The 25,487-nt window shown below is 60.7% G+C and carries 31 protein-coding genes; 2 read left to right on the forward strand and 29 right to left on the reverse strand.

Annotated features, from left to right (window positions below):
* The first annotated feature begins 12 nt into the window (after positions 1-12).
* Complete coding sequence (locus ACNAOT_RS16395; RefSeq protein WP_420178615.1) at positions 13-1,359, forward strand: ABC transporter substrate-binding protein; 1,347 nt, start codon at positions 13-15, stop codon at positions 1,357-1,359.
* Between the two features lie 63 nt (positions 1,360-1,422).
* Here ACNAOT_RS16395 and map read toward each other — a convergent pair whose 3' ends face one another.
* The 23 genes from map to rpsJ form a co-directional block, all read right to left on the reverse strand.
* Positions 1,423-2,250 carry a type I methionyl aminopeptidase gene (map, locus tag ACNAOT_RS16400; RefSeq protein ID WP_420178616.1) on the reverse strand — a complete coding sequence of 276 codons (828 nt, stop codon included), beginning with the start codon at positions 2,248-2,250 and terminating at the stop codon, positions 1,423-1,425.
* A gap of 185 nt (positions 2,251-2,435) precedes the next feature.
* A complete protein-coding gene (locus ACNAOT_RS16405; protein WP_420181184.1) occupies positions 2,436-3,005 on the reverse strand; it encodes an adenylate kinase in 570 nt (189 codons plus the stop codon).
* 5 nt (positions 3,006-3,010) lie between these two features.
* On the reverse strand, positions 3,011-4,321 hold the full coding sequence (secY, locus tag ACNAOT_RS16410; protein WP_017200273.1) for a preprotein translocase subunit SecY: 1,311 nt from the start codon (positions 4,319-4,321) through the stop codon (positions 3,011-3,013).
* Positions 4,322-4,506: 185 nt separating this feature from the next.
* Entirely contained in the window at positions 4,507-4,989 is a 483-nt protein-coding gene (gene rplO, locus ACNAOT_RS16415; protein ID WP_011775579.1) for a 50S ribosomal protein L15, read from the reverse strand.
* Positions 4,989-5,195, reverse strand: coding sequence for a 50S ribosomal protein L30 (gene rpmD / locus ACNAOT_RS16420; protein WP_011775580.1), 207 nt, complete (start codon positions 5,193-5,195; stop codon positions 4,989-4,991). Before rpmD ends, rplO begins: the two co-directional genes overlap by 1 nt.
* Positions 5,196-5,197: 2 nt before the next feature.
* Positions 5,198-5,869, reverse strand: coding sequence for a 30S ribosomal protein S5 (rpsE, locus tag ACNAOT_RS16425; RefSeq protein WP_011775581.1), 672 nt, complete (start codon positions 5,867-5,869; stop codon positions 5,198-5,200).
* Positions 5,870-5,898: 29 nt separating this feature from the next.
* Positions 5,899-6,282: a 50S ribosomal protein L18 gene (gene rplR / locus ACNAOT_RS16430; protein WP_011775582.1), complete on the reverse strand. Its 384-nt coding sequence runs from the start codon at positions 6,280-6,282 to the stop codon at positions 5,899-5,901.
* 3 nt (positions 6,283-6,285) lie between these two features.
* The gene (gene rplF, locus ACNAOT_RS16435) at positions 6,286-6,822 is read right to left on the reverse strand and encodes a 50S ribosomal protein L6 (RefSeq protein ID WP_011775583.1); all 537 of its coding nucleotides are present in this window, start codon (positions 6,820-6,822) and stop codon (positions 6,286-6,288) included.
* Positions 6,823-6,840: 18 nt separating this feature from the next.
* Positions 6,841-7,239 carry a 30S ribosomal protein S8 gene (rpsH, locus tag ACNAOT_RS16440; RefSeq protein ID WP_011775584.1) on the reverse strand — a complete coding sequence of 133 codons (399 nt, stop codon included), beginning with the start codon at positions 7,237-7,239 and terminating at the stop codon, positions 6,841-6,843.
* Positions 7,240-7,317: 78 nt separating this feature from the next.
* Positions 7,318-7,896 (reverse strand): 50S ribosomal protein L5, encoded by a 579-nt coding sequence (rplE, locus tag ACNAOT_RS16445; protein ID WP_011775585.1) that lies wholly within the window; start codon positions 7,894-7,896, stop codon positions 7,318-7,320.
* The gene (rplX, locus tag ACNAOT_RS16450) at positions 7,896-8,255 is read right to left on the reverse strand and encodes a 50S ribosomal protein L24 (protein WP_011775586.1); all 360 of its coding nucleotides are present in this window, start codon (positions 8,253-8,255) and stop codon (positions 7,896-7,898) included. Before rplX ends, rplE begins: the two co-directional genes overlap by 1 nt.
* Positions 8,256-8,258: 3 nt before the next feature.
* Positions 8,259-8,627, reverse strand: a complete 369-nt coding sequence (rplN, locus tag ACNAOT_RS16455; protein WP_003803789.1) for a 50S ribosomal protein L14 — start codon at positions 8,625-8,627, stop codon at positions 8,259-8,261.
* 353 nt (positions 8,628-8,980) lie between these two features.
* A complete protein-coding gene (rpsQ, locus tag ACNAOT_RS16460; RefSeq protein ID WP_011775587.1) occupies positions 8,981-9,277 on the reverse strand; it encodes a 30S ribosomal protein S17 in 297 nt (98 codons plus the stop codon).
* A complete protein-coding gene (rpmC, locus tag ACNAOT_RS16465; RefSeq protein WP_014922387.1) occupies positions 9,274-9,594 on the reverse strand; it encodes a 50S ribosomal protein L29 in 321 nt (106 codons plus the stop codon). Before rpmC ends, rpsQ begins: the two co-directional genes overlap by 4 nt.
* A 2-nt stretch (positions 9,595-9,596) precedes the next feature.
* Positions 9,597-10,013, reverse strand: a complete 417-nt coding sequence (rplP, locus tag ACNAOT_RS16470) for a 50S ribosomal protein L16 (RefSeq protein ID WP_003803795.1) — start codon at positions 10,011-10,013, stop codon at positions 9,597-9,599.
* The gene (rpsC, locus tag ACNAOT_RS16475) at positions 10,014-10,835 is read right to left on the reverse strand and encodes a 30S ribosomal protein S3 (RefSeq protein ID WP_011775589.1); all 822 of its coding nucleotides are present in this window, start codon (positions 10,833-10,835) and stop codon (positions 10,014-10,016) included. It abuts the gene before it with no gap.
* Complete coding sequence (gene rplV / locus ACNAOT_RS16480) at positions 10,836-11,201, reverse strand: 50S ribosomal protein L22 (protein WP_011775590.1); 366 nt, start codon at positions 11,199-11,201, stop codon at positions 10,836-10,838.
* A gap of 38 nt (positions 11,202-11,239) precedes the next feature.
* On the reverse strand, positions 11,240-11,521 hold the full coding sequence (rpsS, locus tag ACNAOT_RS16485) for a 30S ribosomal protein S19 (protein WP_011775591.1): 282 nt from the start codon (positions 11,519-11,521) through the stop codon (positions 11,240-11,242).
* A 12-nt stretch (positions 11,522-11,533) separates the two neighbouring features.
* Positions 11,534-12,373, reverse strand: coding sequence for a 50S ribosomal protein L2 (rplB, locus tag ACNAOT_RS16490; RefSeq protein ID WP_011775592.1), 840 nt, complete (start codon positions 12,371-12,373; stop codon positions 11,534-11,536).
* A gap of 29 nt (positions 12,374-12,402) precedes the next feature.
* Positions 12,403-12,708, reverse strand: a complete 306-nt coding sequence (rplW, locus tag ACNAOT_RS16495; RefSeq protein WP_011775593.1) for a 50S ribosomal protein L23 — start codon at positions 12,706-12,708, stop codon at positions 12,403-12,405.
* Positions 12,705-13,322 carry a 50S ribosomal protein L4 gene (rplD, locus tag ACNAOT_RS16500; RefSeq protein WP_091468992.1) on the reverse strand — a complete coding sequence of 206 codons (618 nt, stop codon included), beginning with the start codon at positions 13,320-13,322 and terminating at the stop codon, positions 12,705-12,707. The genes rplW and rplD overlap by 4 nt, the downstream gene beginning before the upstream one ends.
* A gap of 4 nt (positions 13,323-13,326) precedes the next feature.
* Positions 13,327-13,977 carry a 50S ribosomal protein L3 gene (gene rplC / locus ACNAOT_RS16505; RefSeq protein WP_011775595.1) on the reverse strand — a complete coding sequence of 217 codons (651 nt, stop codon included), beginning with the start codon at positions 13,975-13,977 and terminating at the stop codon, positions 13,327-13,329.
* Between the two features lie 17 nt (positions 13,978-13,994).
* Positions 13,995-14,303, reverse strand: coding sequence for a 30S ribosomal protein S10 (rpsJ, locus tag ACNAOT_RS16510; RefSeq protein ID WP_003803825.1), 309 nt, complete (start codon positions 14,301-14,303; stop codon positions 13,995-13,997).
* Positions 14,304-14,685: 382 nt separating this feature from the next.
* Between rpsJ and ACNAOT_RS16515 the strand changes: the two genes are divergently transcribed.
* Positions 14,686-16,119, forward strand: a complete 1,434-nt coding sequence (locus ACNAOT_RS16515; RefSeq protein WP_420178617.1) for a GH1 family beta-glucosidase — start codon at positions 14,686-14,688, stop codon at positions 16,117-16,119.
* A gap of 61 nt (positions 16,120-16,180) precedes the next feature.
* On the opposite strand, the gene ACNAOT_RS16520 is transcribed toward ACNAOT_RS16515, so the two are convergent.
* The 6 genes from ACNAOT_RS16520 to rpsL all read right to left on the reverse strand — a co-directional run bounded on the left by ACNAOT_RS16520 (position 16,181) and on the right by rpsL (position 25,179).
* Complete coding sequence (locus ACNAOT_RS16520) at positions 16,181-16,306, reverse strand: hypothetical protein (protein ID WP_256870824.1); 126 nt, start codon at positions 16,304-16,306, stop codon at positions 16,181-16,183.
* 28 nt (positions 16,307-16,334) lie between these two features.
* Positions 16,335-20,573 carry a hypothetical protein gene (locus tag ACNAOT_RS16525; protein WP_420178618.1) on the reverse strand — a complete coding sequence of 1,413 codons (4,239 nt, stop codon included), beginning with the start codon at positions 20,571-20,573 and terminating at the stop codon, positions 16,335-16,337.
* A gap of 153 nt (positions 20,574-20,726) precedes the next feature.
* Complete coding sequence (gene tuf / locus ACNAOT_RS16530) at positions 20,727-21,917, reverse strand: elongation factor Tu (RefSeq protein WP_011775598.1); 1,191 nt, start codon at positions 21,915-21,917, stop codon at positions 20,727-20,729.
* A gap of 231 nt (positions 21,918-22,148) precedes the next feature.
* Positions 22,149-24,263 (reverse strand): elongation factor G, encoded by a 2,115-nt coding sequence (fusA, locus tag ACNAOT_RS16535; RefSeq protein ID WP_091469000.1) that lies wholly within the window; start codon positions 24,261-24,263, stop codon positions 22,149-22,151.
* A gap of 69 nt (positions 24,264-24,332) precedes the next feature.
* Entirely contained in the window at positions 24,333-24,803 is a 471-nt protein-coding gene (rpsG, locus tag ACNAOT_RS16540) for a 30S ribosomal protein S7 (RefSeq protein WP_003803829.1), read from the reverse strand.
* A 1-nt stretch (position 24,804) separates the two neighbouring features.
* Complete coding sequence (gene rpsL, locus ACNAOT_RS16545) at positions 24,805-25,179, reverse strand: 30S ribosomal protein S12 (RefSeq protein ID WP_009358312.1); 375 nt, start codon at positions 25,177-25,179, stop codon at positions 24,805-24,807.
* Positions 25,180-25,487 lie beyond the last annotated feature (308 nt).

Below are 25,487 nucleotides of genomic sequence, written 5' to 3' on the forward strand. Positions count from 1 at the left end.
AGAGGAAGCACCATGCACACCACCCTTGACCGCCGACATTTCCTTGGACTGGCAGGCCTCGGCGCCGGAGCTGCGGCCCTCGCCGCATGCGGCGGACCGTCGACGGCGGGTACGGCAGACGCCGTCGACACCGCCACGATCGACTTCAGCGGAGTAAAGCCCGCAGCCTCCATCGACTTCTGGACCAACCACCCGGGTAAGTCACAGGACGTGGAGAAGGCGATTATCGAGAAGTTCCACGCCAAATTCCCAGACATCAAGGTCAACCTGGTGACGGCGGGCGCCAACTACGAAGAGATCGCCCAGAAATTCCAGACGTCGCAGGCAGCTAAGACGGGCCTGCCGGGACTGGTAGTCCTTTCTGACGTCTGGTGGTTCCGCTACTACTCCAACGGCAGCATCATTCCCATCGATAGCTTGGTGAAGCAGCTGGATATCAAAATCGACGACTTCCAAAAGTCGCTGGTGGACGACTACAAATACGAGGACAAGCAGTGGGCGCTCCCCTACGGCCGTTCCACGCCGCTGTTCTACTACAACAAGGACCATTTCAAGGCCGCCGGACTTCCCGACAGGGCGCCGGCCACCTGGCAAGAGTTCGCAGAGTGGGCGCCGAAACTCAAGGCCACCTCGGGTGCGCAATACGCCTACATCTACCCTGCCCTGGCCGGCTACGCAGGGTGGACCCTGCAGAACAACCTGTGGGGGTGGGGAGGCAGCTGGTCAAAGGACTGGGACATCACCTGCGATTCGCCGCAGTCCGTGGCCGCACTTCAGTGGGCCCAGGACTCCATCTATAAGGACGGATGGGCCGGCGTTTCGTCCAAAGAGGCAGCAGACGACTTCGCCGCCGGGATCACCTCGTCAACTATCTCTTCCACAGGTTCCTTGCTCGGCGTCCTGAAGGCCGCCAAATTCAACGTTGGCGTCGGCTTCCTGCCCGGCGGCCCTGAGGCGCCCAGCGGCGTTTGCCCCACGGGCGGCGCGGGCCTCGGCATCCCCAGCGGCATCAGCAAGGAAGAGCAGCTGGCCGCGGCGACGTTCCTCAAGTTCATGACCGAACCTGAGAACACTGCCGCCTTCTCGGCCGCCACCGGCTACATGCCCACCAGGCTCTCAGCTGACATGACAGCGGTTCTTGCGGCAACGCCACAGATCAAGACCGCCATGGATCAACTCGCCGCCACCAAAGTTCAGGACAACGCCCGCGTATTCTTGCCGGGCGCTGATCAGGAGATGGCCAAATCGGCGGCCAGGATCCTGACGCAACAAGGTGACGTCCAAACAACCATGACCGAGCTCAAGAAGACCCTCGAGGGCATCTACACCAAGGATGTAAAGCCCAAACTGAAGGCATAACTGCCTTCCTGGATATGCGAAGAGCTGGGCTACTTGAGTAGCCCAGCTCTTCATTTGCAGGTGTTACGGGATGGGAACAGGCACGACGCCGAGCGGTGCCAACTGCGCGGCGCCCCCATCCGGGGCGGACAGGACCCAGATGCCCTTTTCGTGAACAGCTACCGAATGCTCCCACTGGCAGGAACGCTTGCCGTCCGTGGTGACGACGGTCCAGTCGTCGTCGAGGGTAGCAGTCTCGATGCCACCACGTACCAGCATGGGTTCAATGGCCAGGCATAGGCCGGGCCGGATCTTGGGGCCGCGGTGGCTGGTCCGGTAGTTCAGAACGTCCGGGGCCATGTGCATCTCCGAGCCAATGCCGTGGCCGACGTAATCCTCCAGGATGCCCAACGGCTTTCCAGGGACGGATGACACATAGTCATCGATCGCGTTGCCGATGTCTCCCACAAACTTGCCTTGGGCGAGGGCTGCGATGCCCCGCCACATGGCTGCCTCGGTGACATCGGAAAGACGCTGGTCTTCGGGATCAACGTTGCCAACAATTACTGTCCTGGCAGAGTCGGAATGCCAGCCGTCAACGATGCAGCCGCCGTCGATGGAGATAATGTCGCCGTCGTTGAGGACCTTGCCGCCCGGGATGCCATGCACCACTTCCTCATTGACCGAGGTGCAGATGGTGGCCGGGAAGCCGTGATAACCAAGAAAGTTCGACTTTGCTCCGGCATCGTTGAGGACTGCGGCGAAGACATCGTCCAGGTCCTTGGTGGTGACGCCCGGCTTGGCCGCTCCAACGGCAGCGTCGAGTGCACGGCTCAGGACAAGGCCTGCCTGGTGCATGGTGCGCATCTGCTCGTTGGTTTTGTATTCAATGCGGGGCTGACCGAACGCCATGATCTCCTCTGGAAGGTTTGCTGTCGAGGCCGACCAGGCCCCGTGCTTCAACCATTTTCCCGTACCCGGGAGCATGGCCGAAATTGGAATGCAGCGTGAAAAAGAAAAAGGGGCGTGTCCCGCACTCACCGTACGGGACACGCCCCTCGCTCCACTGCCGTTTTACCGGCTATGTGGAGAACCAGCTAAACGGCCTTGGCCGACTCGATCGCCGTCAGCACACGGTCGGTAACTTCGTCGATACCACCGATGCCATCAACCTGCGTGAGGATGCCACGCTCGGCGTACTTGGCCACAACTGCCTCAGTCTGCTCGTGGTAGAGATCCAGGCGGTGCCGGATGACGGTTTCGTTGTCATCCGAACGGCCCGTTTCCTTGGCGCGGCCAAGGAGGCGGGTTACCAGCTCTTCATCGTCGGCGGTCAGCTGGAGCACGACGTCGAGCTCCTGCTCACCCTCAGCGAGGATCTGGTCAAGGTAGTCCACCTGCGCGGTGGTGCGCGGGTAGCCATCCAGGAGGAAGCCGTTTTCGACGTCGCTCTGGCTCAGGCGATCGCGAACCATGTCGTTCGTGACGCTGTCCGGAACGAAGTCCCCGGCGTCCATGTACTTCTTTGCTTCGATGCCCAAAGGGGTTTCGCCCTTTACGTTGGCACGGAAGATGTCGCCGGTGGAGATGGCGACTACGCTGAGGCGCTCGGAAATCCGCTCAGCCTGCGTACCCTTGCCCGAACCGGGAGGTCCAATGATCAGCATTCTCGTCATCGCAAAAGCCCTTCGTAGTGACGTTGTTGTAGCTGCGCATCAATCTGCTTGACGGTCTCCAGGCCAACACCCACCATGATCAGGATTGACGTGCCACCGAACGGGAAGTTCTGGTTGGCGTTGATCAGGACGAGTGCAACCAAAGGAATCAACGCCACGAAGCCCAGGTAAAGGGCTCCAGGCAAGGTGATCCTGGAAAGCACGTACTGCAGGTAGTCCGCGGTCGGTTTACCCGCCCGGATGCCCGGAATAAACCCGCCGTACTTCTTCATGTTGTCCGACACTTCTTCAGGGTTGAAGGTGATGGCAACGTAGAAGTAGGTGAAGAAAACAATCATGGCGAAATACAGCGCCATGTAGATGGGGTGGTCGCCACGGGTGAGGTTGTTGTTGATCCACTCAACCCACGGGGCCATCTGCTCCCCTGGCGCCGGCTGGTTGAACTGTGAAATCAGCCCGGGCAGGTAGAGCATGGAGGAGGCGAAGATGACAGGCACGACGCCGGCCATGTTCACCTTGATGGGGATGTAGGTGCTGGTGCCACCCACTGTGCGGCGGCCGATCATACGCTTGGCGTACTGAACGGGAACGCGGCGCTGAGACTGCTCCACGAAGACCACCAAGGCCACCGTCAGCAAGCCGACGGCCAGGACCATGAAGAAGGTGCCCGGGCCCTTCGACTCCCAGATGGAGCCCAGCGAGCCGGGGAAGCTTGCAGCGATGGAGGTGAAGATGAGCAGCGACATGCCGTTGCCCACACCCTTTTCGGTGACCAGTTCGCCCATCCACATGATGAGGCCTGTACCGGCCGTCAACGTGATGATGATGAGGATGGTGGTCATGATGCTCTCATCAGGAATGATGGGCAGGTTGCAGCCTGGCAGCAGCTGGCCGGACCGGGCGAGCGACACCAACGTGGTGGCGTTCAGCAGTCCGAGAGCGATGGTGAGGTACCGGGTGTACTGCGTCAACTTTGACTGACCGGAGGAGCCCTCTTCGTAGAGTTGCTGGAACCGGGGAATGACCACCCGGAGCAGCTGCACGATGATGCTCGCCGTGATGTAGGGCATGATGCCCAAGGCAAACACTGAAACCTGCAGCAACGCGCCGCCGCTGAACAAGTTCACCAGCTGGTAGATGCCCTGCGAGGTGTCACCGGTGTTCAAGCATTGCTGGACATTCTGGTAGTTCACACCAGGCGAGGGGATAAAAGCTCCCAAGCGGAAGATTGTGATGATTCCCAGCGTGAACAACAACTTGCGTCGCAAATCAGGCGTCCGAAACGCCCGGCCGAATGCGCTTAGCAAGCGTCCTCCTGAGTAGAAAGTACAAGGATGTGGATGGGATCAATGAAACCCAACAACCGAGTCTAACCGCTTGTGACGCCGTCGGAATAATCGAGAGTCCACAATCACGCAAAAAATCCCGGTATACAGGGCCGAAGCCCCGCATACCGGGATCCTTTTACAACGGGCATTCGCCCCACTGGCTCTTAGAGAGCAGTGGTGCTTCCGCCTGCTGCAGCAATCTTTTCCGCAGCGCTGGAAGAGAATGCGTGGGCGGTGACGTCAACCTTGACGGTGATGTCGCCGGTGCCCAGCACCTTGACGGGCTGGTTCTTGCGAACGGCACCCTTCTCAACCAGGGACTCGACGGTGACAACGCCACCTTCCGGGAACAGCTCGTTGAGCTTCTCCAGGTTAACAACCTGGAACTCAACCCGGAACGGGTTCTTGAAGCCGCGCAGCTTCGGCAGGCGCATGTGCAGCGGCAGCTGGCCGCCGGCAAAGCCAGCCTTTACCTGGTAGCGGGCCTTCGTACCCTTGGTACCGCGACCAGCGGTCTTACCCTTGGAGCCTTCACCACGACCAACACGGGTCTTGGCGGTCTTGGCACCCGGGGCGGGGCGCAGGTGGTGGACCTTCAGAGCGTGCTGCTTCTCAGCAGTCTCTTCGGCGGTCTTGTTCTCTGCCATTACTTCGCCTCCTCTACATTCACGAGGTGCGGAACCGTGTTCAGCATTCCAACGGTCACAGCGTCAGCGTTACGGACAACGGTGTGTCCGATGCGCTTCAGGCCGAGGGACCGAAGGGTGGCCTTCTGGTTCTGCTTGGCGCCAATGACGCCCTTGATCTGGGTGATCTCCAACTTGGCGTCGGAGGGAGTCAGGTTCTTAGCCATGACTAAACACCTGCCTTCTGGTTCTGGAGCGCGCGCACCAGAGCAGCAGGAGCAACCTCGTCCAGCGGCAGGCCACGGCGGGCAGCCACGGAAGCGGGCTCTTCGAGCTGCTTCAGAGCGGCAACAGTCGCGTGAACGATGTTGATCGCGTTTGAGGAACCGAGCGACTTGGAGAGGATGTCGTGGATACCCACGCACTCCAATACCGCGCGGACCGGACCACCGGCGATAACACCGGTACCGGCGGAAGCCGGACGCAGCAGGACTACACCTGCAGCGGCCTCACCCTGCACACGGTGCGGGATGGTGCTGCCAACGCGGGGAACGCGGAAGAAGGACTTCTTGGCCTCTTCAACGCCCTTTGCGATAGCCGCGGGAACTTCCTTGGCCTTGCCGTAGCCGACGCCGACCATACCGTTGCCGTCACCGACGACGACGAGAGCGGTGAAGCTGAAGCGACGACCACCCTTGACGACCTTGGCAACGCGGTTGATGGTGACAACGCGCTCTACGAACTGGCTCTTCTCAGCCTCACGACCGCCGTCGCGGCCACCACGGCCACCACGGTCGCCGCGGCCCTGGCCACGGTCGCCGCGCTCGCCACGACGTCCGCCGCGGCGGTCATCGGTAGCGGGTGCGGTCTCAGTTGCTTCAGCAGCTACAGCTTCAGTCACCTGGGTGTCCTTTTCGTTATTTTCAACGGTCACAGTGCCAGCCCACCTTCGCGAGCACCGTCAGCGACGGCGGCGATGCGGCCGTGGTACTTGTTACCGCCACGGTCGAAGACAACAGCTTCGACGCCTGCAGCCTTGGCACGCTCGGCAACGAGCTCGCCGACGCGCTTGGCCTTGGCAGTCTTGTCTCCGTCAAATGCGCGGAGGTCAGCTTCCAGAGTGGAAGCGTAAGCCACGGTTACACCCTTGCTGTCATCGACAACCTGGACGAATACGTGACGTGCCGAACGGTTGACGACCAGACGAGGACGTACAGCCGTACCGGTGATGCGCTTGCGGATACGAAGCTGGCGACGGCTGCGTGCAGCAGACTTGCTCTTGTTCGAACGCTTCTTGTTAATTGCGATGGCCATGGTTTACTTACCAGCCTTTCCGACCTTGCGGCGGATGACTTCGCCGGCGTAACGGACACCCTTGCCCTTGTAGGGGTCGGGCTTGCGCAGCTTGCGAATGTTGGCAGCAACCTCGCCGACCTGCTGCTTGTTGATACCCGCAACAGAGAGCTTGGTCGGACCCTCTACTACGAAGGTGATGCCTTCGGGTGCAGAGACGTTGACCGGGTGGCTGTAGCCCAGAGCGAACTCCAGGTCAGAACCCTTGGCCTGAACGCGGTAACCAGTACCAACGATTTCAAGCTTCTTCTCGTAGCCCTCGGTAACGCCCTGGATCATGTTGGCGATCAGGGTGCGGGTCAGGCCGTGCAGCGAACGCGAGTTGCGCTCGTCGTTCGGGCGGGTGACCGTGAGAGTGTTCTCTTCCTGGGTAACCTCGATCGGGCTGGCCACAGTGTGGCTCAGCTCGCCTTTGGCACCTTTGACGCTGATGACGGAGCCATCGAGCTTGACCTCAACTCCGGCAGGAACGGTGATGGGGAGACGTCCAATACGTGACATTATTCTCTTCCTTTCCCGTTACCAGACGTACGCGAGGACTTCGCCGCCCACGCCCTTCTTGCCGGCCTGCTTGTCAGTCAGGAGGCCGGAAGAGGTGGACAGGATTGCGATACCCAGGCCACCCAGCACGTGCGGCAGGTTGGTGGACTTCGCGTAAACGCGGAGGCCCGGCTTGGAGATGCGGCGGACGCCAGCGATGGAACGCTCGCGGTTCGGACCGAACTTCAGGTCGATGGTCAGCTTCTTGCCAACCTCGGCGTCTTCTTCCTTCCAGCCGGCAATGTAGCCTTCTGCCTTCAGGATGTCAGCAACGCGTGCCTTCAGTTTGCTGTACGGCATGGACACGGTGTCGTGGTATGCCGAGTTTGCATTGCGCAGACGCGTGAGCATGTCTGCGACAGGATCTGTCATAGTCATTTGGGCTATAGCCCTTCCTCGTACCGGTTTCCGCTGCGCTTGCTCCTAAGAGCCTGCGCGGACGGACCTGTCACGTAGTTAGTTTTCGGTCTTGAACGGGAAACCAAGCGCCTTGAGCAGCGCGCGGCCTTCGTCATCGGTCTTGGCGGTGGTGACGACCGTGATGTCCATACCGCGAACGCGGTCAATGGAGTCCTGGTCGATTTCGTGGAACATAACCTGCTCGGTCAGACCGAAGGTGTAGTTGCCGTTGCCATCAAACTGCTTGCCGTTGAGGCCGCGGAAGTCGCGGATACGCGGCAGTGCCAGCGAAACCAGACGGTCCACGAATTCCCACATGCGGTCTCCACGCAGAGTTGCGTGTGCACCGATGGGCATGCCTTCGCGCAGCTTGAACTGTGCGATCGACTTGCGGGCCTTGGTTACCTGCGGCTTCTGGCCGGTGATCAGGGTGAGGTCGCGGACAGCGCCGTCGATCAGCTTGGAGTCCTTGGCGGCATCTCCAACACCCATGTTCACTACAACCTTCACCAGGCGGGGAACCTGGTTGACGTTCGCGTAGCTGAATTCGTCCTGCAGTGACTTCTTGATGGTCTCTGCGTACTTCGTCTTCAGACGCGGAACGATCTTTACCGGAGTCTCGAGAGTCTCAGTCATTAGATGTCCTTCCCGGTGGCCTTGGACACGCGGATACGGACGGTCTTGGTAGCGCCATCCTTCTCAACGGTGTCGAGACGGAAACCAACACGGGTCGGCTTCTTGGTGGACGGGTCAACCAAAGCAACGTTGGAAACGTGGATCGGGGCTTCAACAACCTCGATGCCACCGGTCTTGGTGCCGCGCTGCGACTGACCGACCTTGGAGTGCTTGGTGACGCGGTTGATTCCCTCTACCAGCACGCGGTTGGTGTCGGGGAATACGCGCAGGACCTTGCCCTGCTTGCCGCGGTCGCCGCCACGTTCCTGCTTGGCGCCAGTGATGACCTGAACGAGGTCACCCTTCTTGATCTTAGCCATGGACTAAAGCACCTCCGGGGCCAGCGAAACGATCTTCATGAACTTCTTGTCGCGAAGTTCACGACCAACCGGGCCGAAGATACGGGTACCGCGGGGGTCACCGTCGTTCTTCAGGATCACAGCTGCGTTTTCGTCAAACTTGATGTAGGAACCATCCGCACGGCGGCGTTCCTTCTTGGTACGAACGATGACAGCCTTGACGACGTCACCCTTCTTTACGTTGCCGCCAGGGATAGCGTCCTTGACGGTGGCGACGATGACGTCGCCGATGCCTGCGTAGCGACGACCGGATCCACCGAGAACGCGAATGGTAAGGATTTCCTTAGCACCCGTGTTGTCGGCGACCTTGAGTCGCGACTCCTGCTGAATCAATTTTTACTCCTTGCGTCGCGCCGGTTCTCAGACCGAAATCATGCATACGGAATGAGCCTTGCGGAACGGTTGATCGGGGTGTCTCTTGACCTGCCTGGATTTTGCCAGTACAGGCCTAAACGCCCGTGCCACAAGCATCAGCTTCCCTTGCAGAAAACTCTGCGCGGGGCAGTATGCAGCGGCACGATTGTTTACGAGGTAGTGGACGACGCACAAGTGGCGCCATACAAACTCAATATCCTAGCACGTTTACAGCCTGTAACCGAAACGGCGGGAGAAGCGGAAAGGCCCGCATTCCCAAAGGAATGCGGGCCTTTCCAGTGAATCACTACCAGGCGTGCCCGGCGTCGGATTTACTTGGCCTTTTCGAGGATCTCCACCAGACGCCACCGCTTGGTAGCGGACAGCGGGCGGGTCTCAGAGATGAGAACGAGGTCGCCGATGCCGGCGGTGTTCTCTTCGTCGTGAGCCTTGATCTTCGAGGTGCGGCGAATAACCTTGCCGTACAGAGCGTGCTTCACGCGGTCTTCAACCTGAACAACGATGGTCTTTTCCATCTTGTCAGAGACAACGTAGCCGCGACGCGTCTTACGGTAACCGCGCTGTTCAGCGCTGGCTGCTGCTTCCGTCACAGTTTCCTTCTCGCTCACTTGGCGTCCTCTCCAGCTTCAACCTCGGCCTTTTCAGCCTTGGCAGCCTTCTTGGACTTCTTTTCTTCCTTGGCTTCCACAACCGGTGCGGCAACCTCGGCACGAATGCCCAGCTCGCGCTCACGGAGAACGGTGTAGATGCGTGCGATGTCCTTCTTTACCGCACGCAGGCGACCGTGGTTCTCCAGCTGTCCGGTGGCGGACTGGAAACGCAGGTTGAACAGCTCTTCCTTGGACTTGCGGAGTTCTTCAACGAGACGCTCGTTGTCGAAACCGTCCAGCTGTGCGGGTGCGAGATCCTTCGACCCTACTGCCATTTCTATTCACCACCTTCGCGACGCACAATGCGTGCCTTCAACGGGAGCTTGTGGATTGCCAGGCGCAGGGCCTCGCGAGCTACCTCTTCATTGACACCGGAGAGTTCGAAGAGAACCCGGCCCGGCTTGACGTTTGCGACCCACCATTCCGGAGAACCCTTACCGGAACCCATACGGGTTTCAGCAGGCTTCTTCGTCAGCGGACGGTCCGGGTAGATGTTGATCCAGACCTTGCCGCCACGCTTGATGTGGCGGGTCATCGCGATACGAGCGGACTCAATCTGACGGTTGGTTACGTATGCCGGGCTGAGAGCCTGGATACCGTACTCACCGAAGCTGACCTTGGTGCCGCCCGTTGCAGCGCCGGAACGACCCGGGTGGTGCTGCTTACGGTGCTTGACTCGACGTGGGATAAGCATTTAAGCCTGTCCTCCTTCTGCTGCCGGAGCAGCAGCTTCAGCGGCCGGTGCTTCAACGGCAGCGGGTGCTGCCTCAGCTGCCGGACGGTCGTTACGACGACGGCGGTCGCCACCCGGACGGCCCGGACGGTCTCCTGCACGGCCACGGGACGGAGCAGCAGCTGCCTGCTGAGCCAGTTCCTTGGCAGTTACGTCACCCTTGTAGATCCAAACCTTCACACCGATACGGCCGAAGGTGGTCTTGGCTTCGTAGAAGCCGTAGTCGATGTTCGCGCGGAGGGTGTGCAGGGGCACACGGCCTTCGCGGTAGAACTCCGAGCGGGACATTTCTGCGCCACCCAGACGACCCGAGCAAGCAACACGGATACCCTTGGCACCCGCACGCTGTGCGGACTGCATGGCCTTCTTCATCGCACGGCGGAAAGCCACGCGGGAAGTCAGCTGCTCAGCGATGCCCTGGGCAACAAGCTGTGCTTCCATCTCGGGGTTCTTGACCTCGAGGATGTTCAGCTGAACCTGCTTGCCGGTGAGCTTTTCGAGCTCGCCGCGGATGCGGTCTGCTTCAGCGCCGCGGCGGCCGATAACGATACCCGGGCGTGCCGTGTGGATATCCACGCGGACACGGTCACGGGTGCGCTCGATCTCGACCTTGGCGATGCCGGCGCGCTCCATGCCGGTGGACATGAGCTGACGGATCTTGATGTCCTCGCGGACAAAATCCTTGTAGCGCTGTCCGGGCTTGGTGCTGTCAGCGAACCAGTGCGAAACGTGGTCGGTGGTGATGCCGAGTCGGAACCCGTGCGGGTTTACTTTCTGTCCCACTTAGCGAGCCTCCTCTTTCTCCGGGGTTGCGACAACCAGCGTGATGTGGCTGGTCCGCTTCCTAATGCGGTAGGCGCGGCCCTGGGCACGCGGCTGGAACCGCTTCATGGTCGGGCCTTCATCAACAAATGCTTCGGTGATGAAGAGGTCGCTGTCGTCGAATGCAACGCCGTCACGGTCCGCGAGGACACGTGCGTTGGCCATTGCCGACTGAAGTACCTTGAATACCGGCTCCGAAGCTGCCTGGGGGGCAAACTTCAGAATTGCCAGAGCCTCATTCGCTTGCTTACCACGAACAAGGTTGACGACGCGCCGGGCCTTCATAGGCGTTACGCGGATGTGACGCGCAATAGCCTTGGCTTCCATTGCTTTCCTTCTCTCGTCTAAGACGTAAAGTCAGGCGCCTAGCGGCGCTTGCCCTTACGGTCGTCCTTAACATGGCCGCGGAATGTCCGCGTGGGAGCGAATTCGCCGAGCTTGTGCCCGACCATCGACTCTGTGACAAACACCGGGATGTGCTTGCGTCCGTCGTGTACGGCGATCGTGTGCCCGAGCATGTCGGGGATGATCATCGAACGGCGGGACCAGGTCTTGATGACGTTCTTGGTGCCCTTATCGTTTTCCCGTGCGACCTTCACAAAGAGGTGCTGGTCAACGAAAGGACCTTTTTTCAGGCTGCGTGGCATGTGTCCAGGCTCCTATCGCTTGTTCTTGCCAGTACGGCGGCGACGAACAATAAGCTTGTCGCTCTCTTTGTTCGGACGGCGGGTACGGCCCTCGGGCTTGCCGTTCGGGTTAACCGGGTGACGTCCACCGGAAGTCTTACCTTCACCACCACCGTGCGGGTGGTCAACCGGGTTCATGGCTACACCACGGACGGTCGGGCGAACGCCCTTCCAGCGCATACGGCCGGCCTTGCCCCAGTTGATGTTCGACTGCTCGGCGTTGCCGACCTCGCCGACGGTTGCGCGGCAGCGCACGTCAACGTTGCGGATTTCGCCGGAGGGCAGACGCAACTGTGCGAAGCGGCCTTCCTTGGCAACGAGCTGTACCGAAGCACCTGCGGAACGTGCCATCTTGGCGCCGCCACCCGGACGCAGTTCAACTGCGTGGATTACGGTACCAACCGGGATGTTGCGCAGCGGCAGGTTGTTGCCCGGCTTGATGTCAGCGTCAGGACCAGCCTCGACGAAGTCACCCTGGGACAGCTTGTTAGGAGCGATGATGTAACGCTTGGTGCCATCAACGTAGTGCAGGAGTGCGATGCGAGCCGTGCGGTTCGGGTCGTACTCGATTTCGGCAACGCGGGCGTTGATGCCGTCCTTGTCGTGACGACGGAAGTCGATCAGACGGTACTGGCGCTTGTGCCCACCACCCTTGTGACGGGTGGTGATCTTACCGGAGTTGTTACGGCCGCCTGTTTTGTGCAGCGGACGCAGCAACGACTTTTCCGGAGTCGATCGCGTGATTTCAGCGAAGTCGGCTACGCTCGAGCCACGACGGCCCGGGGTAGTCGGCTTGTATTTACGGATTCCCATAATTTATTTCCTCGTTAAAGTGGTCTCCGCTACGCGAGCGGACCGCCGAAGATGTCGATTGTGCCTTCTTTGAGGGTGACAATTGCACGCTTGGTGCTCTTGCGCTGTCCCCAGCCGAATTTGGTGCGCTTGCGCTTACCGGCACGGTTGATGGTGTTGATCGAGTCAACCTTGACCGAGAAGATCTTCTCAACGGCCAATTTGATCTCGGTCTTGTTCGAGCGAGGGTCCACCAGGAAGGTGTACTTGCCTTCGTCGATCAGACCGTAGCTCTTTTCCGAAACGACGGGTGCAAGCACGACGTCGCGCGGGTCCTTGATGGTGGTTACGCTCACTTGGAGGCCTCCTCGTTCTTGGCCTTGTCAGCGACGAACGCCTCGAAAGCAGCCTTGGTGAAGACCACGTCGTCGGAGACAAGCACGTCGTAGGTGTTCAACTGGTCTGCGTACAGAACGTGAATACCTTCGAGGTTGCGCACGGAGAGTGCAGCAACATCGTTGGCGCGCTCGATTACGACGAGCAGGTTCTTGCGCTCGGAGACTGCACGCAGCGAAGCCAGTGCTTCCTTGGCGGACGGCTTGGTGCCGGCTACCAGTTCAGCGATGACGTGGATGCGGCCGTTGCGGGCGCGGTCAGACAGGGCGCCGCGGAGTGCAGCAGCCTTCATCTTCTTGGGGGTGCGCTGGCTGTAGTCACGAGGAGTCGGACCGTGGACAACGCCACCGCCGGTCATGTGAGGAGCACGGATGGAACCCTGACGGGCGCGGCCGGTACCCTTCTGCTTGAACGGCTTGCGACCTGCACCGGAAACCTCGGCGCGGGTCTTCGTCTTGTGGGTACCCTGGCGTGCAGCAGCGAGCTGTGCGACGACGACCTGGTGCAGCAACGGCACGTTGGTCTGGACGTCGAAGATCTCTGCAGGCAGGTCTACCTTGACAGTGCTAGTCATTTAACTAGGCTCCCTTCACGGCGGTGCGTACGAGTACGACCTGGCCGCGGGCACCGGGAACGGCACCCTTGATAAGGAGCAGCGACTTCTCAGCGTCAATGGCGTGAACCGTGAGGTTCAGCGTGGTGTGACGCTCGGCGCCCATGCGGCCGGCCATTTTCAGGCCCTTGAAGACGCGGCTCGGGGTGGATGCGCCACCGATGGAGCCAGGCTTACGGTGGTTCTTGTGGGCACCGTGGGAAGCGCCAACGCCGTGGAAGCCGTGACGCTTCATAACACCGGCAAAGCCCTTACCCTTGGAGGTGCCGACGACGTCGATCTTCTGGCCGGCTTCGAAGATCTCAACAGAGAGCTCCTGGCCCAGCTCGTAGGATGCGGCGTCTGCGGTACGCAGTTCGACGACGTGGCGACGAGGAGTCACGCCAGCCTTTTCAAAGTGACCAGCCAGCGGCTTGGTGACCTTGCGGGGGTCGATCTGGCCGTAGCCGATCTGTACGGCGACGTAGCCATCTACCTCTGCGTTGCGCAGCTGGGTGATGACGTTCGAGTCAGCCTGGACAACAGTTACCGGGATGAGCTTGTTGTTCTCGTCCCAGACCTGGGTCATGCCGAGCTTCGTGCCCAGCAGGCCCTTTACGTTACGGGTTGCGGTCATAGTCTCTCAGCACCTCCCTAGAGCTTGATTTCGATGTTCACGTCGGCGGGCAGGTCGAGACGCATAAGCGAGTCAACAGCCTTCGGCGTGGGGTCGATGATGTCGATCAGACGCTTGTGAGTACGCATTTCGAAGTGCTCACGGCTGTCCTTGTACTTGTGAGGAGAGCGAATAACGCAGTAAACGTTCTTCTCCGTCGGCAGCGGCACCGGGCCGACTACCGTTGCGCCTGCGCGCGTGACCGTCTCAACGATCTTCCGCGCTGAAACATCAATGACCTCGTGGTCATATGACTTCAGCCGGATGCGGATTTTTTGTCCCGCCATGTCGCCTGACTCTCTTTCAGCTAGTGCTGCTCTAGTTAGGGCTGCTCTGTTTACTTACCTGTTGATGTGGCCGCCGAAGCGTTTGAGGATTTACCACCACACGCCGCACAAGCTGAATCCGGAGTAATCCGGGTTCCTCACCTTGTCGGCGCACCGACCCCCGCGGTCGGGCGTGTCGCGATTTCCACGCAAACTCGACCGCAATCATGGGGTTCAGGGTTATGTTTGGGCTTCAGCCTGGACCCTGACACCCGGCATTATCCGGATCGGGACACGAAGAAGCGCTTGAACAACTCATCCAGTATGGCGGAAATATGGTGTAAAGGCCAATCGACGCTGAGGAGCCATTGCCCGGCCCCCATCCGGTGAGGATGATGGGGTCATGAACGCCCAGGATTCAGGCTCCGTGGAAGATCTCGCCGCCCGACTCCGCCCGGGGTTCACGCTGGGTGTCGCGGCCGCAGCCTTCCAGATAGAAGGTTCGCTGACCGCTGATGGGCGGGGACCGTCCGGCTGGGATGCGTTCTGTGAAAAGCCTGGAGCAATAGTCGACGGCGGCTCCCCCACCGTGGCCTGCGATCACTATAACCGTTCGGACGAAGACATCGCCTTGATGCAGGAGCTCGGAGTCGACTCCTACCGTTTCTCACTCTCGTGGCCGCGCATCCAGCCCGGAGGCAAGGGCGCGGTCAACCAGCGGGGGTTGGACTTCTATGATCGCCTGATCGATAAACTCCTTGCCGCAGGCATCTCCCCCATGGCCACCTTGTACCACTGGGACACCCCGCTGGAGTTGGAACATGCCGGGGGGTGGATGAACAGGGACACAGCCGAACGCTTCGCTGTCTACTGCCAAGCCGCAGCCGAGCGCTTCGGGGATCGCGTTGAGCACTGGGTGACCATGAACGAGCCCGTGTCAGTCACCGTGCAGGGATACTCGTTGGGAGTGCACGCACCAGGCCGGCAGTTGCTGTTCGACTCACTGCCTGCCGCACATCATCAATTGCTGGGCCATGGAATGGCGGTCCAGGCCCTCCGAGGCGCAGGAGTGAAGGGGCAGATCGGCGTGTCCAACATGCACTGCCCCGTCGAACCAGCCAGCACCAGTCTCGGCGATCGATTGATGGCGCAGGCCCTGGACCTGATCCTCAACCGCATCTATGCCGATGCGATCCTGCTGGGCCAATACCCCAAGCCACCCCTGCCCATGAAACCGTGGTTCCGCTCGCTGGGTACAGTTCACGACGGCGACCTTGAACTGATCAGCCAACCGCTGGACTTCTATGGGCTCAACTACTACTACCCCGTGAAGGCCGCGGCAGGCCCCGGTCCGGCGGAGATACCCACCGGAAGGTCGCAGGAGATGACCAAGGTTCCATTCCATCTGGCCGCCTACCAGGAGTATGAGACCACCGGGTTCGGCTGGCCGGTTGCGCCTGAGTACCTGGCCCTGCTGCTACGCGAAATGAAGGACCGGTACGGTGATGCACTTCCTCCCATTTACATCACCGAAGGCGGAGCCAGCTTTCCCGAACCTGCCCACGTCGATGGACCTGTCCAGGACCACAACCGCATCACATACCTGGCTGAACATCTAGGCCACGCACTGACGGCAACCGGGCCTGGAGGCATAGCCGAGGATGTGGATCTTCGCGGATACTACGTCTGGACCTTGTTGGACAATTTCGAGTGGGCGGCGGGCTACTCGCAGCGATTCGGCCTGATCCATGTGGACTTCGAAACCTTGGAAAGGACGCCCAAGGATTCGTTCTACTGGTACCGGGCGCTGGGCCGTGCACGTCACCGTCACTTATAGGCCGCGGAAATTATCGTCATGTAGCCCGCCCGGGTTAACTCCCGCACTACGGAACGTTGCCCTACTTGTTTTTGTTGGCGCGCCGAATCCTCTTGGCGCGTTCAATCTCGGTCTTGAAGTTCTTTCGACCCCACAACACGCCGCCGCCGATAGCTGCAATGACTGCCAGGAAAATCAAAAATTCCATGGTGCGCTCCTCTCCGTAGACTGCAACATTATCGGATTCCGTCACGGGTCCGCGCAGGCGGGGCGTCACTCGGAGCTCCACCCTCTCCCGGTCCGCCTGTATTGCCTGGCGGCTTCCGGTTCAAGCGCCACACCGCCAGCACAATCAGGCCCAAAGCGACGAGGGCAAGCATCGCAAAGGCATAGGAGCGCAACGCCCACATGATGCTCAGCGCAACGGCAATGGCCCCCCACCAGACAAGCACCCGCTCCGCCAGCAGCAGGCCGGCGGCCAGTAGCAGGACATGTGCCACGAGTACGTACAGTTGCTGCGATGAAGTACCGCTGAAGATGGTCCCCACGGATGTCAGCGACAGAGCTCCGGCTGCAATGCACAGCCGAAGCAGGCCATCCGCCCGCTGCCCCTTCATGTAGCGCAGCCCTGCTATAACGGCGCCGGCTATCACGTACCACTGCGCGGCCCAGAACCAATCAGGCCTGGATGCGTCCACAAACAGGACTGCCCGTTGGAGGGCTGCGACAGAGACCAGTCCCGCAACCTCAGCGGCCACCCATTTACCGTGCGGAACCTCAGCCACCACCAGCACCCCGGTTGCGACCACCAGGATAAACCCGACCATGGATGTTTCGTCGCTTCCCAGTCCCACCGCCGCGGATGATGCAACAGCCAAGGCCGCGGCCGCAACCAGGGAGTTCCGCCGCCAGTCCTCGTCCCTCATTGCCGGTCCGCCAAAGGTCTTTAGCGAATAAAGGAGCACAGCGGTCCCGACTCCGCCAATGAGCCAAACAGCGTAATCGCTCCAGACGCCCGCAGGCAGGCCTTGCAGCAGCCCGTCGACGGCGGGAATCGCCCCTACCAGCACGGCTGGAGCGGCTGCCGCATAAAGAGCCGGCATTCGTTCAAAGTGTGAGGCTGAGAACAGAACACAAGCCAGGACCAACACGGAAAGTCCGGTCAGGGAGTAGGACACACCTAAGGTCAGAAGGCCGCCCACAACAGTGAACGCGATGGCAGAGATGAGCCAGAACCACCGCTCTGTAACACCCTCGATTGCACCGGCAGGCGTCTTTTCCGGCCGGAACGCGGCCCTGGCTCCAATCATGGCGACAGCCAGTGCGAGCAAGACTACGGGTACTTGGGACTTGTCCAGCAGTGGTTGCTGCAGCCACGTCGATACAGGGAACGTGAGCGCGGGCCCGGCTGCGATGACTCCCGCTCCTATGGCCGCGACACCGAAGTATTGGGACCCGCGTGCACCGAGGACACGCCAGGCGACCGCAGCGGAAGCCGGGACCAAGGCCAACTGAAGCAACAGTACCCAGCGGCCACCGCCGTCGTAATCTCCTGCAAGCAAGTAGGCGAACGGCAGCAAGAGTTGGGCACCCAGGGTGAGCTGAACGGTTGCCTGTTGGAAGGCGACATCCACGCCACGCCTGCGCAGGACCAAGGTGAACACATGCTGCAACGCAAGCACCAGGGCCAGGCTGATGGACACCGCTGCGGGCGAGTCCGTGACATCACCGACCGTTACAGCGATCAAGGCGCCCGCAAGCACCCGGACGCCAAGCAGGTAACCACCCCGGATCAACCGGTCGCCTACCACGCCCATCATGAAACCGCTGTAGCTCGCGAAGATGGCAAGCAAGATTTCGACGTCCCGGATATTCCCCAGCCGAAGAGCCAGGAGGAGCACAAATGCCAAGGGAGCGAAGATCCACGCTGCGGAGTGACTTCGGAGAACCGAACTGACCAGGACGGCAGCGACGGCAGTTGTTACCGCGGCAACACCCGGCTGCCAGCTGTCCCTGACGCTCCAAGCTCCCCACGCGGTGGTGACAGTAAGGAAGGTGGTAGCCGCGGCCATGACGACAACCACAGCGCCGGCATCGAACACGGAAGCACGGGGGTAACGGCGTCGGTTGCCGGCATTCAGGGGAAGGAACAACTGGAGCGCAGCAGCCATGACGAGTACAAGCCCAATCGCGGGAACTTCACCTACGAGGCGAATGCTCCAGCCATCGCGCGTTGCATCTCCGTAGGCCGATGCCGCCAACACCGTGCCGGTTGCCCGGGCCAGCCACCAATAGCACTGCCTGTGGAAGGACGGGTGGATTCGAAGGGCCGTGACCACAAGGTAGGCAAGCAAAGCCAGCAGGACAGCATGTCCCAGCGTCCAGGACACGAATGATGCTGCCATGCCGCCAGCAAGAACCGCAGTTGCCGGAGCGATCACCTCAGCCACCGTTGGGCGCCACGCAACCGTTGCACTCGGCGCCCGATGAGTTCCCGGAAACATCAGGAGGCCCGAGACCAGGCCCGCCGACAAGAGGAGCAGAACAGCTGCGGCCACTACCGGGCGTCCGGCGCCGTCATCGAACACCGGGAGGACAAGGAGCCCAGCCGCGGCGGCACCGCCGAAGCCAGCCACAGACGCTTGCGGAGCCAACAGGCGGACTCCCCCTCGTTCAAGCCCGGCGCTCACAACTTGCTGCACAGCAGCCACGGCTACTAGCGCTATCAGGGAGTAAGCAGTCCTGTCCTGATTTCCGGTCATCATGCCTGCCACACCGGCGGGCACTGCCAGGGTGAGCGCGATCCGTCCCGCAAGAATCAAGTACCGGCGCGAAGAAACCGGCCCAACCGTTGCGCGCACGAACCAGTAAAGTGCCGCTGAAGCCAAGAGTGCCGCGACGGTCCATGCACCCAGCAGGCCTCCGAGCGCACCTCCCACCCCGAGCACCACGGCCGGGGCGAACTCCATGCCTTGGCCCAGTTTCCAACCAACCACCATGGCAGTCAGCATTGTCAGGGACAGCGGAACATAGTTGGGAAGGTCGAACGCCCCGAACTCCAGCACAACAGTGAGTACGGCCGCGGTGACCAATTGCAAGGCCAGACAGGAAATGGCGTCGTTCCACCAGAAGCGCGGCAACAACTTCCTGCCGCCGAAGGCAACTGCCAGGGACTGAACACTGAGGCAGACTATTGCTGCCAACATCACCGAGCTCACGTCACCGGTGATATCCCACACCACCCCGAGGACAGCCAGTGTCAGCGCAGCCCTGGCAGCATAAAGATGCTGCCTCCTGTACCGCGCCCGCGGCACGAAGAACATGACAGCGAAGTAGATGCCGCACATCAACATCACCCAGGCGTACTCCCCCTTCGACAAGAGATGCGGAGTGAAAGTCACGACAACGGCCACGAGGGGAACCAGGGAGGGGTGCAGCAGCATCAGCGGACGGACATACAACGGAGGAAGCCACTTGGGACGCAGCAAGGAAACAACAGTCAGGAGAATGGCCACGCCGATGAGTGCCGTGAAGTACCAGACCAAGGCGCCCCCAAGAACGGAGACACCGGACCACGCCGTTGAGACGACGAAACTCAGGGAAAGGAAGGCCAGGACTTTGTTGTCCAGTTTTACTGCTGTATATGCATAAACGGCCGTGCCCAGCAACGATGTGACCAGCCAGGCAGCAGGACCGTTGTGGAGAACGAAGTTGTACATGGCCAAGCCGGTGACGGGGATGAGTGCCAGGCCGGTTCCGACGAAGGCAACCGCAGCTGGTCGCAGGCGGGGAACCCGGGAATGGATCACCATGCCCGACACGTAGAACAAAGCAGTGATGAACCAAATACCCACGAAGCGGAAGAGTGCAGGAAGGCTCGTGCCCACGAACAAGGCCCCTGCAGCTACCAGCAGTAGGCTGGCCACATAGAGGGTGACGTTGATGTTTTGCTGGTCACGCTTCGCCTTGCGGGCAGCGGCGGCTTCGGGAGTTTCCCGCACGACCGGCGGCTGCTGAGCAAGGAAAGCCGCCCGCGACTGAGGGACAGGTTGCCGTGGTATGGCCTGCTGCGGAACGGCCTGCCGCGATGAATACGGGGCTGCCGGGCCTACGGGCTGCGGGCTAGGCGGCTGGAAATACTCCGCTTGGTTCGGCAAGGGGTGCCGGACAGCTGGTGCTGGCATGGAGGGCTGGGCCGGCAACCCCGTGGACGACTGCGTGTACAGCGGAGCCACTGGCGGGCTCACAGGGGAAGGAGGGACTGTCATGGTCGAGGGTCCGTCCTTACCCTGGCCCTTGGCCTCAGCATCCCGCCAACCGGCCAGGTGGCCGGCGAGGTAGCCCGCTTGATAGGCGGCTTGGTCCGGCGTGGAAAAAGCATCGGACGAAGTACCTCGGCGCCCCATAGCCAAACCGACCGCAAAGCCAACCCCGCCAACGACGACGATGAGCAGCAGTATGAGGAATGCAGTCATGGAAGCTCCTAGGTTGCGCCGGACGCAGCAGCTGGCCTGCCTTTATCCATTCGATAGAGTAACTATAGCAAAAAGAACCCCACCGCCGTAGCGGTGGGGTTCTCTTAGCTAACTACCGGCTGGGCCGGAGTGTCACCGATCTACAAGTAGAGACTACTTGATGATGCTGGTTACACGTCCCGAACCAACGGTGCGGCCGCCTTCGCGGATAGCGAAGCCGAGGCCCTCTTCCATAGCGATCGGCTGGATGAGCGCAACGGTCATCTCAGTGTTGTCGCCAGGCATAACCATTTCCGTGCCTTCCGGCAGGGTGATAACGCCGGTTACGTCCGTGGTACGGAAGTAGAACTGCGGGCGGTAGTTGGAGTAGAACGGGTTGTGACGTCCGCCTTCGTCCTTCGAAAGGATGTAGACGTTAGCCTCGAAGTCGGTGTGCGGGGTGATGGAACCCGGCTTGACGACAACCTGGCCACGCTCGACATCGTCGCGCTTCAGACCGCGGAGCAGGAGGCCACAGTTCTCGCCGGCCCATGCTTCGTCGAGCTGCTTGTGGAACATCTCGATACCGGTAACCGTGGTCTTCTGGATCGGGCGGATGCCGACGATCTCAACCTCGGAGTTGATGGCGAGGGTTCCACGCTCGGCGCGGCCCGTAACAACGGTGCCACGACCGGTGATCGTGAAGACGTCTTCGATCGGCATCAGGAACGGCTTGTCGCGGTCACGTACGGGGTCCGGAACGGACTCGTCGACAGCTGCCATCAGGTCCTGGACGGACTTGACCCAAACCGGGTCGCCTTCCAGAGCCTTGAGACCGGAAACGCGAACAACCGGAGCCTCATCGCCATCGAAGCCCTGCGAGCTCAGGAGCTCACGAACTTCCATTTCGACGAGGTCGAGGAGTTCTTCGTCATCAACCATGTCGGACTTGTTCAGTGCGACCAGCAGGTAGGGAACACCAACCTGGCGGGCGAGCAGAACGTGCTCACGGGTCTGAGCCATCGGACCATCGGTTGCAGCAACCACGAGGATTGCGCCGTCCATCTGGGCAGCACCGGTGATCATGTTCTTGATGTAGTCAGCGTGACCCGGGGCGTCTACGTGTGCGTAGTGGCGCTTCTCGGTCTGGTACTCCACGTGGGAGATGTTGATGGTAATACCGCGCTGGCGCTCTTCCGGAGCAGAGTCGATCGACGCGAAGTCGCGCTGCTCGTTGAGATCCGGGTACTGGTCGTACAGCACCTTGGAAATGGCGGCAGTCAGCGTCGTCTTACCGTGGTCAACGTGACCAATGGTGCCGATGTTGACGTGCGGCTTAGTCCGCTCGAACTTTGCCTTTGCCACAGGTTCCTCCTAGAACGATTTCAAGTGAAGTGCTCCTCGGCCGCGCTTTTCGCGGCAGAAACTTTAGCAAGTCTACTTGGGGGCTTGGTTTTGGTGAAATTGCAGATTCAGGAACCAATGGTAGTTCCTCGAGCCTGTTTGCGCAGGGGCCGGGCCGCGGCTGTCGCCGCAGCCCCGCCTCAAGCGCTCAGATGCCTTCCCGATACCGGAATTGCATCCGTTACCGGGAGATTACTCGCCGCGGGTTTTCTGGATGATCTCGTCGGCTACTGCCTTGGGGACCTCCGCGTAGCTGTTGAACGTCATGGAGTACACAGCGCGACCCTGGGTCTTGGACCGCAGGTCACCGATGTAGCCGAACATGCCGGACAGCGGAACGTGTGCACGGATAACCTTCACACCTGCTGCGTCTTCCATGGACTGCATCTGGCCACGACGGGCGTTCAGGTCACCAATAACATCACCCATGTATTCCTCAGGTGTGCGGACCTCAACATCCATCAGCGGTTCAAGCAGAACAGGGTTCGCCTTGCGTGCAGCTTCCTTGAAAGCCATACGCCCGGCGATCTTGAACGCCATTTCCGAGGAGTCAACGTCGTGGGACGCGCCATCAATCAGCGTGGCCTTGATGCCGACAACCGGGTAGCCGGCCAGGACGCCGTCGTTCAGTGCATCCTGGATACCAGCGTCAACGGACGGGATGTATTCGCGCGGAACGCGGCCACCAGTGACCTTGTTTTCGAACGAGTACAGCTCGCCGGAAGCGGTGTCCATGGGCTCGATCGCAATCTGGATCTTTGCGAACTGACCCGAACCACCGGTCTGCTTCTTGTGCGTGTAGTCAAGGCGCTCAACGGCGCGCTTGATGGTTTCGCGGTAAGCAACCTGCGGCTTGCCAACGTTTGCCTCGACCTTGAATTCGCGGCGCATGCGGTCCACCAGGATATCCAGGTGAAGCTCGCCCATGCCGGCGATGATGGTCTGGCCCGTGTCTTCGTTGAGGGAGACCTGGAAGGTCGGGTCCTCAGCGGAGAGCTTCTGGATGGCCGTGGAGAGCTTCTCCTGGTCACCCTTGGTGTTGGGCTCGATGGCAACCGAGATCACGGGCTCCGGGAAGCTCATGGACTCGAGGACGATCTGGTTGTTGGCATCGCACAGGGTGTCGCCCGTGGTGGTGTCCTTCAGACCGATGGCGGCGTAGATGTGGCCGGCGGTAGCGCCCTCGACAGGCATTTCCTTGTTGGCGTGCATCTGGAACAGCTTGCCGATGCGTTCCTTCTTGCCCTTGGTGGAGTTAACCACCTGGGCGCCTGCCTCGACGTGACCGGAGTACACGCGGACGAAGGTCAGCTGACCGAAGAACGGGTGCGCGGCAATCTTGAAGGCGAGGGCCGAGAACGGCTCGTCTGCAGACGGCTTGCGGGTGAGTTCCTTCTCTTCGTCGCGGGGATCGTGACCGATCATCGGCGGGACGTCGAGCGGGTTCGGCAGGAAGTCAACAACAGCGTCAAGCATCGGCTGGACACCGCGGTTCTTGAAGGCAGAACCACAGAAGACCGGGTAGAGCTCAGAGTTGATGGTCATCTTGCGGATGCCGGCTTTGATCTCTTCGAGGGTGAGTTCTTCACCTTCGAGGTACTTCTCCATGAGCTCTTCGGAAGCCTCGGCCACAGTCTCAACGAGCTGTGCACGGTACTCTTCGGCCTTCGCCTGGAGGTCCGCCGGGATTTCCTGCACTTCGTAGGAAGCGCCCATGGTGACGTCACCCTTAGCGTCGCCAGGCCAAACCAGGGCACGCATTTCGAGGAGGTCAACAACACCGATGAAGTCGTTCTCAGCACCAATGGGCAGCTGCATGACCAGCGGCTTGGCACCAAGGCGGGAGATGATGGTGTCTACGGTGAAGTAGAAGTCAGCGCCCAGCTTGTCCATCTTGTTGACGAAGCAGATACGCGGAACGTTGTACTTGTCAGCCTGGCGCCAAACAGTCTCGGACTGCGGCTCCACGCCTTCCTTGCCATCGAACACTGCGACTGCACCGTCGAGGACGCGCAAGGAGCGCTCAACCTCAACCGTGAAGTCAACGTGGCCCGGGGTGTCAATGATGTTGATCTGGTTCTTGTCCCAGAAGCAAGTCACGGCGGCAGACGTGATGGTGATGCCGCGTTCCTTTTCCTGTTCCATCCAGTCAGTCGTCGAAGCGCCGTCGTGCGTCTCGCCGATCTTGTGGTTCACACCCGTGTAGAACAGGATGCGCTCGGTAGTGGTGGTCTTGCCGGCATCGATGTGGGCCATGATGCCGATGTTGCGGACCTTATTAAGGTCGGTAAGCACGTCCTGTGCCACGGGGTCTCCCTTTCGGATGGACTACACGTTCGCCGCCGGCTCAGTGAGCCGGCGGCGTCCGGAAAGTTTTTACCAGCGGTAGTGTGCGAAGGCCTTGTTGGACTCGGCCATCTTGTGGGTGTCTTCGCGACGCTTCACAGCGGCACCAAGACCATTGGAGGCATCCAGGATTTCGTTCTGGAGGCGCTCGGTCATGGTCTTCTCACGGCGGGCCTTGGAGTAGCCCACGAGCCAACGCAGAGCGAGGGCGGTGGAGCGACCCGGCTTGACCTCAACCGGAACCTGGTAGGTAGCGCCACCAACACGGCGTGAACGCACCTCGAGGGAAGGCTTGACGTTGTCCATGGCCTTCTTGAGAGCGGCAACGGGGTCGCCGCCGGACTTGGCACGTGCACCTTCGAGTGCGCCGTAAACGATGCGCTCTGCGGTGGACTTCTTGCCGTCGACAAGAACCTTGTTGATCAGCTGCGTGACCAACGGGGAGCCGTAAACGGGATCGGAAACTAGCGGCCGCTTCGGGGCCGGACCCTTGCGAGGCATATTACTTCTTCTCCATCTTTGCGCCGTAACGGCTGCGAGCCTGCTTGCGGTTCTTTACACCCTGGGTGTCGAGTGCGCCGCGGACGATCTTGTAGCGGACACCCGGAAGGTCCTTAACACGACCACCACGAACGAGCACGATGGAGTGCTCCTGGAGGTTGTGGCCAACACCGGGGATGTAGGCGGTAACTTCTACGCCGCCGTTGAGACGCACACGTGCCACCTTACGGAGAGCCGAGTTCGGCTTCTTGGGGGTGGTGGTGTAAACGCGGGTGCAAACACCGCGGCGCATCGGGCTGCCCTTCAGCGCGGGAGCCTTGGTCTTGGAGACCTTCGGCGTGCGGCCCTTGCGGACCAGCTGGTTAATCGTAGGCACTTTCGTGTTCTCCGTTGTTTGATCTCTGCCCCCACACACAGGCGCCAGCCGGTGTAAACGTGGGAACTTTGGCGTTGCTCGTGCAGCCGGCCGAAACTCCGGTAGGCGTGCAAAAGTGCGGCATTCGTTGCGCATGTTGCCCGCAACCCGGAAACAGGCTCCACCCAGCACCATGAGAACAAAACCAAAATGATGCTGCGGCGGCCTTCATCCACTGCCACACAGAACAATTACCAAAAGTCTAGCACGGCTTGATCTGGCGCCTTAATCGGGTGTATGGAGGACGACGGCGCAGGCCGGCTGCCGCC

The sequence above is a fragment of the Paenarthrobacter sp. TA1.8 genome, from assembly GCF_048595705.1.
Taxonomy (GTDB): domain Bacteria; phylum Actinomycetota; class Actinomycetes; order Actinomycetales; family Micrococcaceae; genus Arthrobacter; species Arthrobacter nitroguajacolicus.

What these genes read in the sequence shown, in the direction of transcription:
- rplX (WP_011775586.1), bottom strand. Translation starts at nt 8,255, where the DNA reads ATGGCTAAGATCAAGAAGGGTGACCTCGTTCAGGTCATCACTGGCGCC.
- rpsG (WP_003803829.1), bottom strand. Translation starts at nt 24,803, where the DNA reads ATGCCTCGCAAGGGTCCGGCCCCGAAGCGGCCGCTAGTTTCCGATCCC.
- rpmC (WP_014922387.1), bottom strand. Translation starts at nt 9,594, where the DNA reads ATGGCAGTAGGGTCGAAGGATCTCGCACCCGCACAGCTGGACGGTTTC.
- rpsH (WP_011775584.1), bottom strand. Translation starts at nt 7,239, where the DNA reads ATGACTATGACAGATCCTGTCGCAGACATGCTCACGCGTCTGCGCAAT.
- rplF (WP_011775583.1), bottom strand. Translation starts at nt 6,822, where the DNA reads ATGTCACGTATTGGACGTCTCCCCATCACCGTTCCTGCCGGAGTTGAG.
- ACNAOT_RS16525 (WP_420178618.1), bottom strand. Translation starts at nt 20,573, where the DNA reads ATGACTGCATTCCTCATACTGCTGCTCATCGTCGTCGTTGGCGGGGTT.
- map (WP_420178616.1), bottom strand. Translation starts at nt 2,250, where the DNA reads ATGGCGTTCGGTCAGCCCCGCATTGAATACAAAACCAACGAGCAGATG.
- ACNAOT_RS16395 (WP_420178615.1), top strand. Translation starts at nt 13, where the DNA reads ATGCACACCACCCTTGACCGCCGACATTTCCTTGGACTGGCAGGCCTC.
- ACNAOT_RS16520 (WP_256870824.1), bottom strand. Translation starts at nt 16,306, where the DNA reads ATGGAATTTTTGATTTTCCTGGCAGTCATTGCAGCTATCGGCGGCGGC.
- rplV (WP_011775590.1), bottom strand. Translation starts at nt 11,201, where the DNA reads ATGGAAGCCAAGGCTATTGCGCGTCACATCCGCGTAACGCCTATGAAG.
- rpsS (WP_011775591.1), bottom strand. Translation starts at nt 11,521, where the DNA reads ATGCCACGCAGCCTGAAAAAAGGTCCTTTCGTTGACCAGCACCTCTTT.
- rplO (WP_011775579.1), bottom strand. Translation starts at nt 4,989, where the DNA reads ATGGCAGAGAACAAGACCGCCGAAGAGACTGCTGAGAAGCAGCACGCT.
- rpsJ (WP_003803825.1), bottom strand. Translation starts at nt 14,303, where the DNA reads ATGGCGGGACAAAAAATCCGCATCCGGCTGAAGTCATATGACCACGAG.
- rplE (WP_011775585.1), bottom strand. Translation starts at nt 7,896, where the DNA reads ATGACTGAGACTCTCGAGACTCCGGTAAAGATCGTTCCGCGTCTGAAG.
- rplC (WP_011775595.1), bottom strand. Translation starts at nt 13,977, where the DNA reads ATGACCGCAACCCGTAACGTAAAGGGCCTGCTGGGCACGAAGCTCGGC.
- ACNAOT_RS16515 (WP_420178617.1), top strand. Translation starts at nt 14,686, where the DNA reads ATGAACGCCCAGGATTCAGGCTCCGTGGAAGATCTCGCCGCCCGACTC.
- rplD (WP_091468992.1), bottom strand. Translation starts at nt 13,322, where the DNA reads ATGACTAGCACTGTCAAGGTAGACCTGCCTGCAGAGATCTTCGACGTC.
- ACNAOT_RS16405 (WP_420181184.1), bottom strand. Translation starts at nt 3,005, where the DNA reads ATGCTGATCATTGGACCTCCCGGTTCGGGCAAGGGTACGCAGGCTGAG.
- rplP (WP_003803795.1), bottom strand. Translation starts at nt 10,013, where the DNA reads ATGCTTATCCCACGTCGAGTCAAGCACCGTAAGCAGCACCACCCGGGT.
- rplB (WP_011775592.1), bottom strand. Translation starts at nt 12,373, where the DNA reads ATGGGAATCCGTAAATACAAGCCGACTACCCCGGGCCGTCGTGGCTCG.
- rplR (WP_011775582.1), bottom strand. Translation starts at nt 6,282, where the DNA reads ATGGCCATCGCAATTAACAAGAAGCGTTCGAACAAGAGCAAGTCTGCT.
- rpmD (WP_011775580.1), bottom strand. Translation starts at nt 5,195, where the DNA reads ATGGCTAAGAACCTGACTCCCTCCGACGCCAAGTTGGAGATCACCCAG.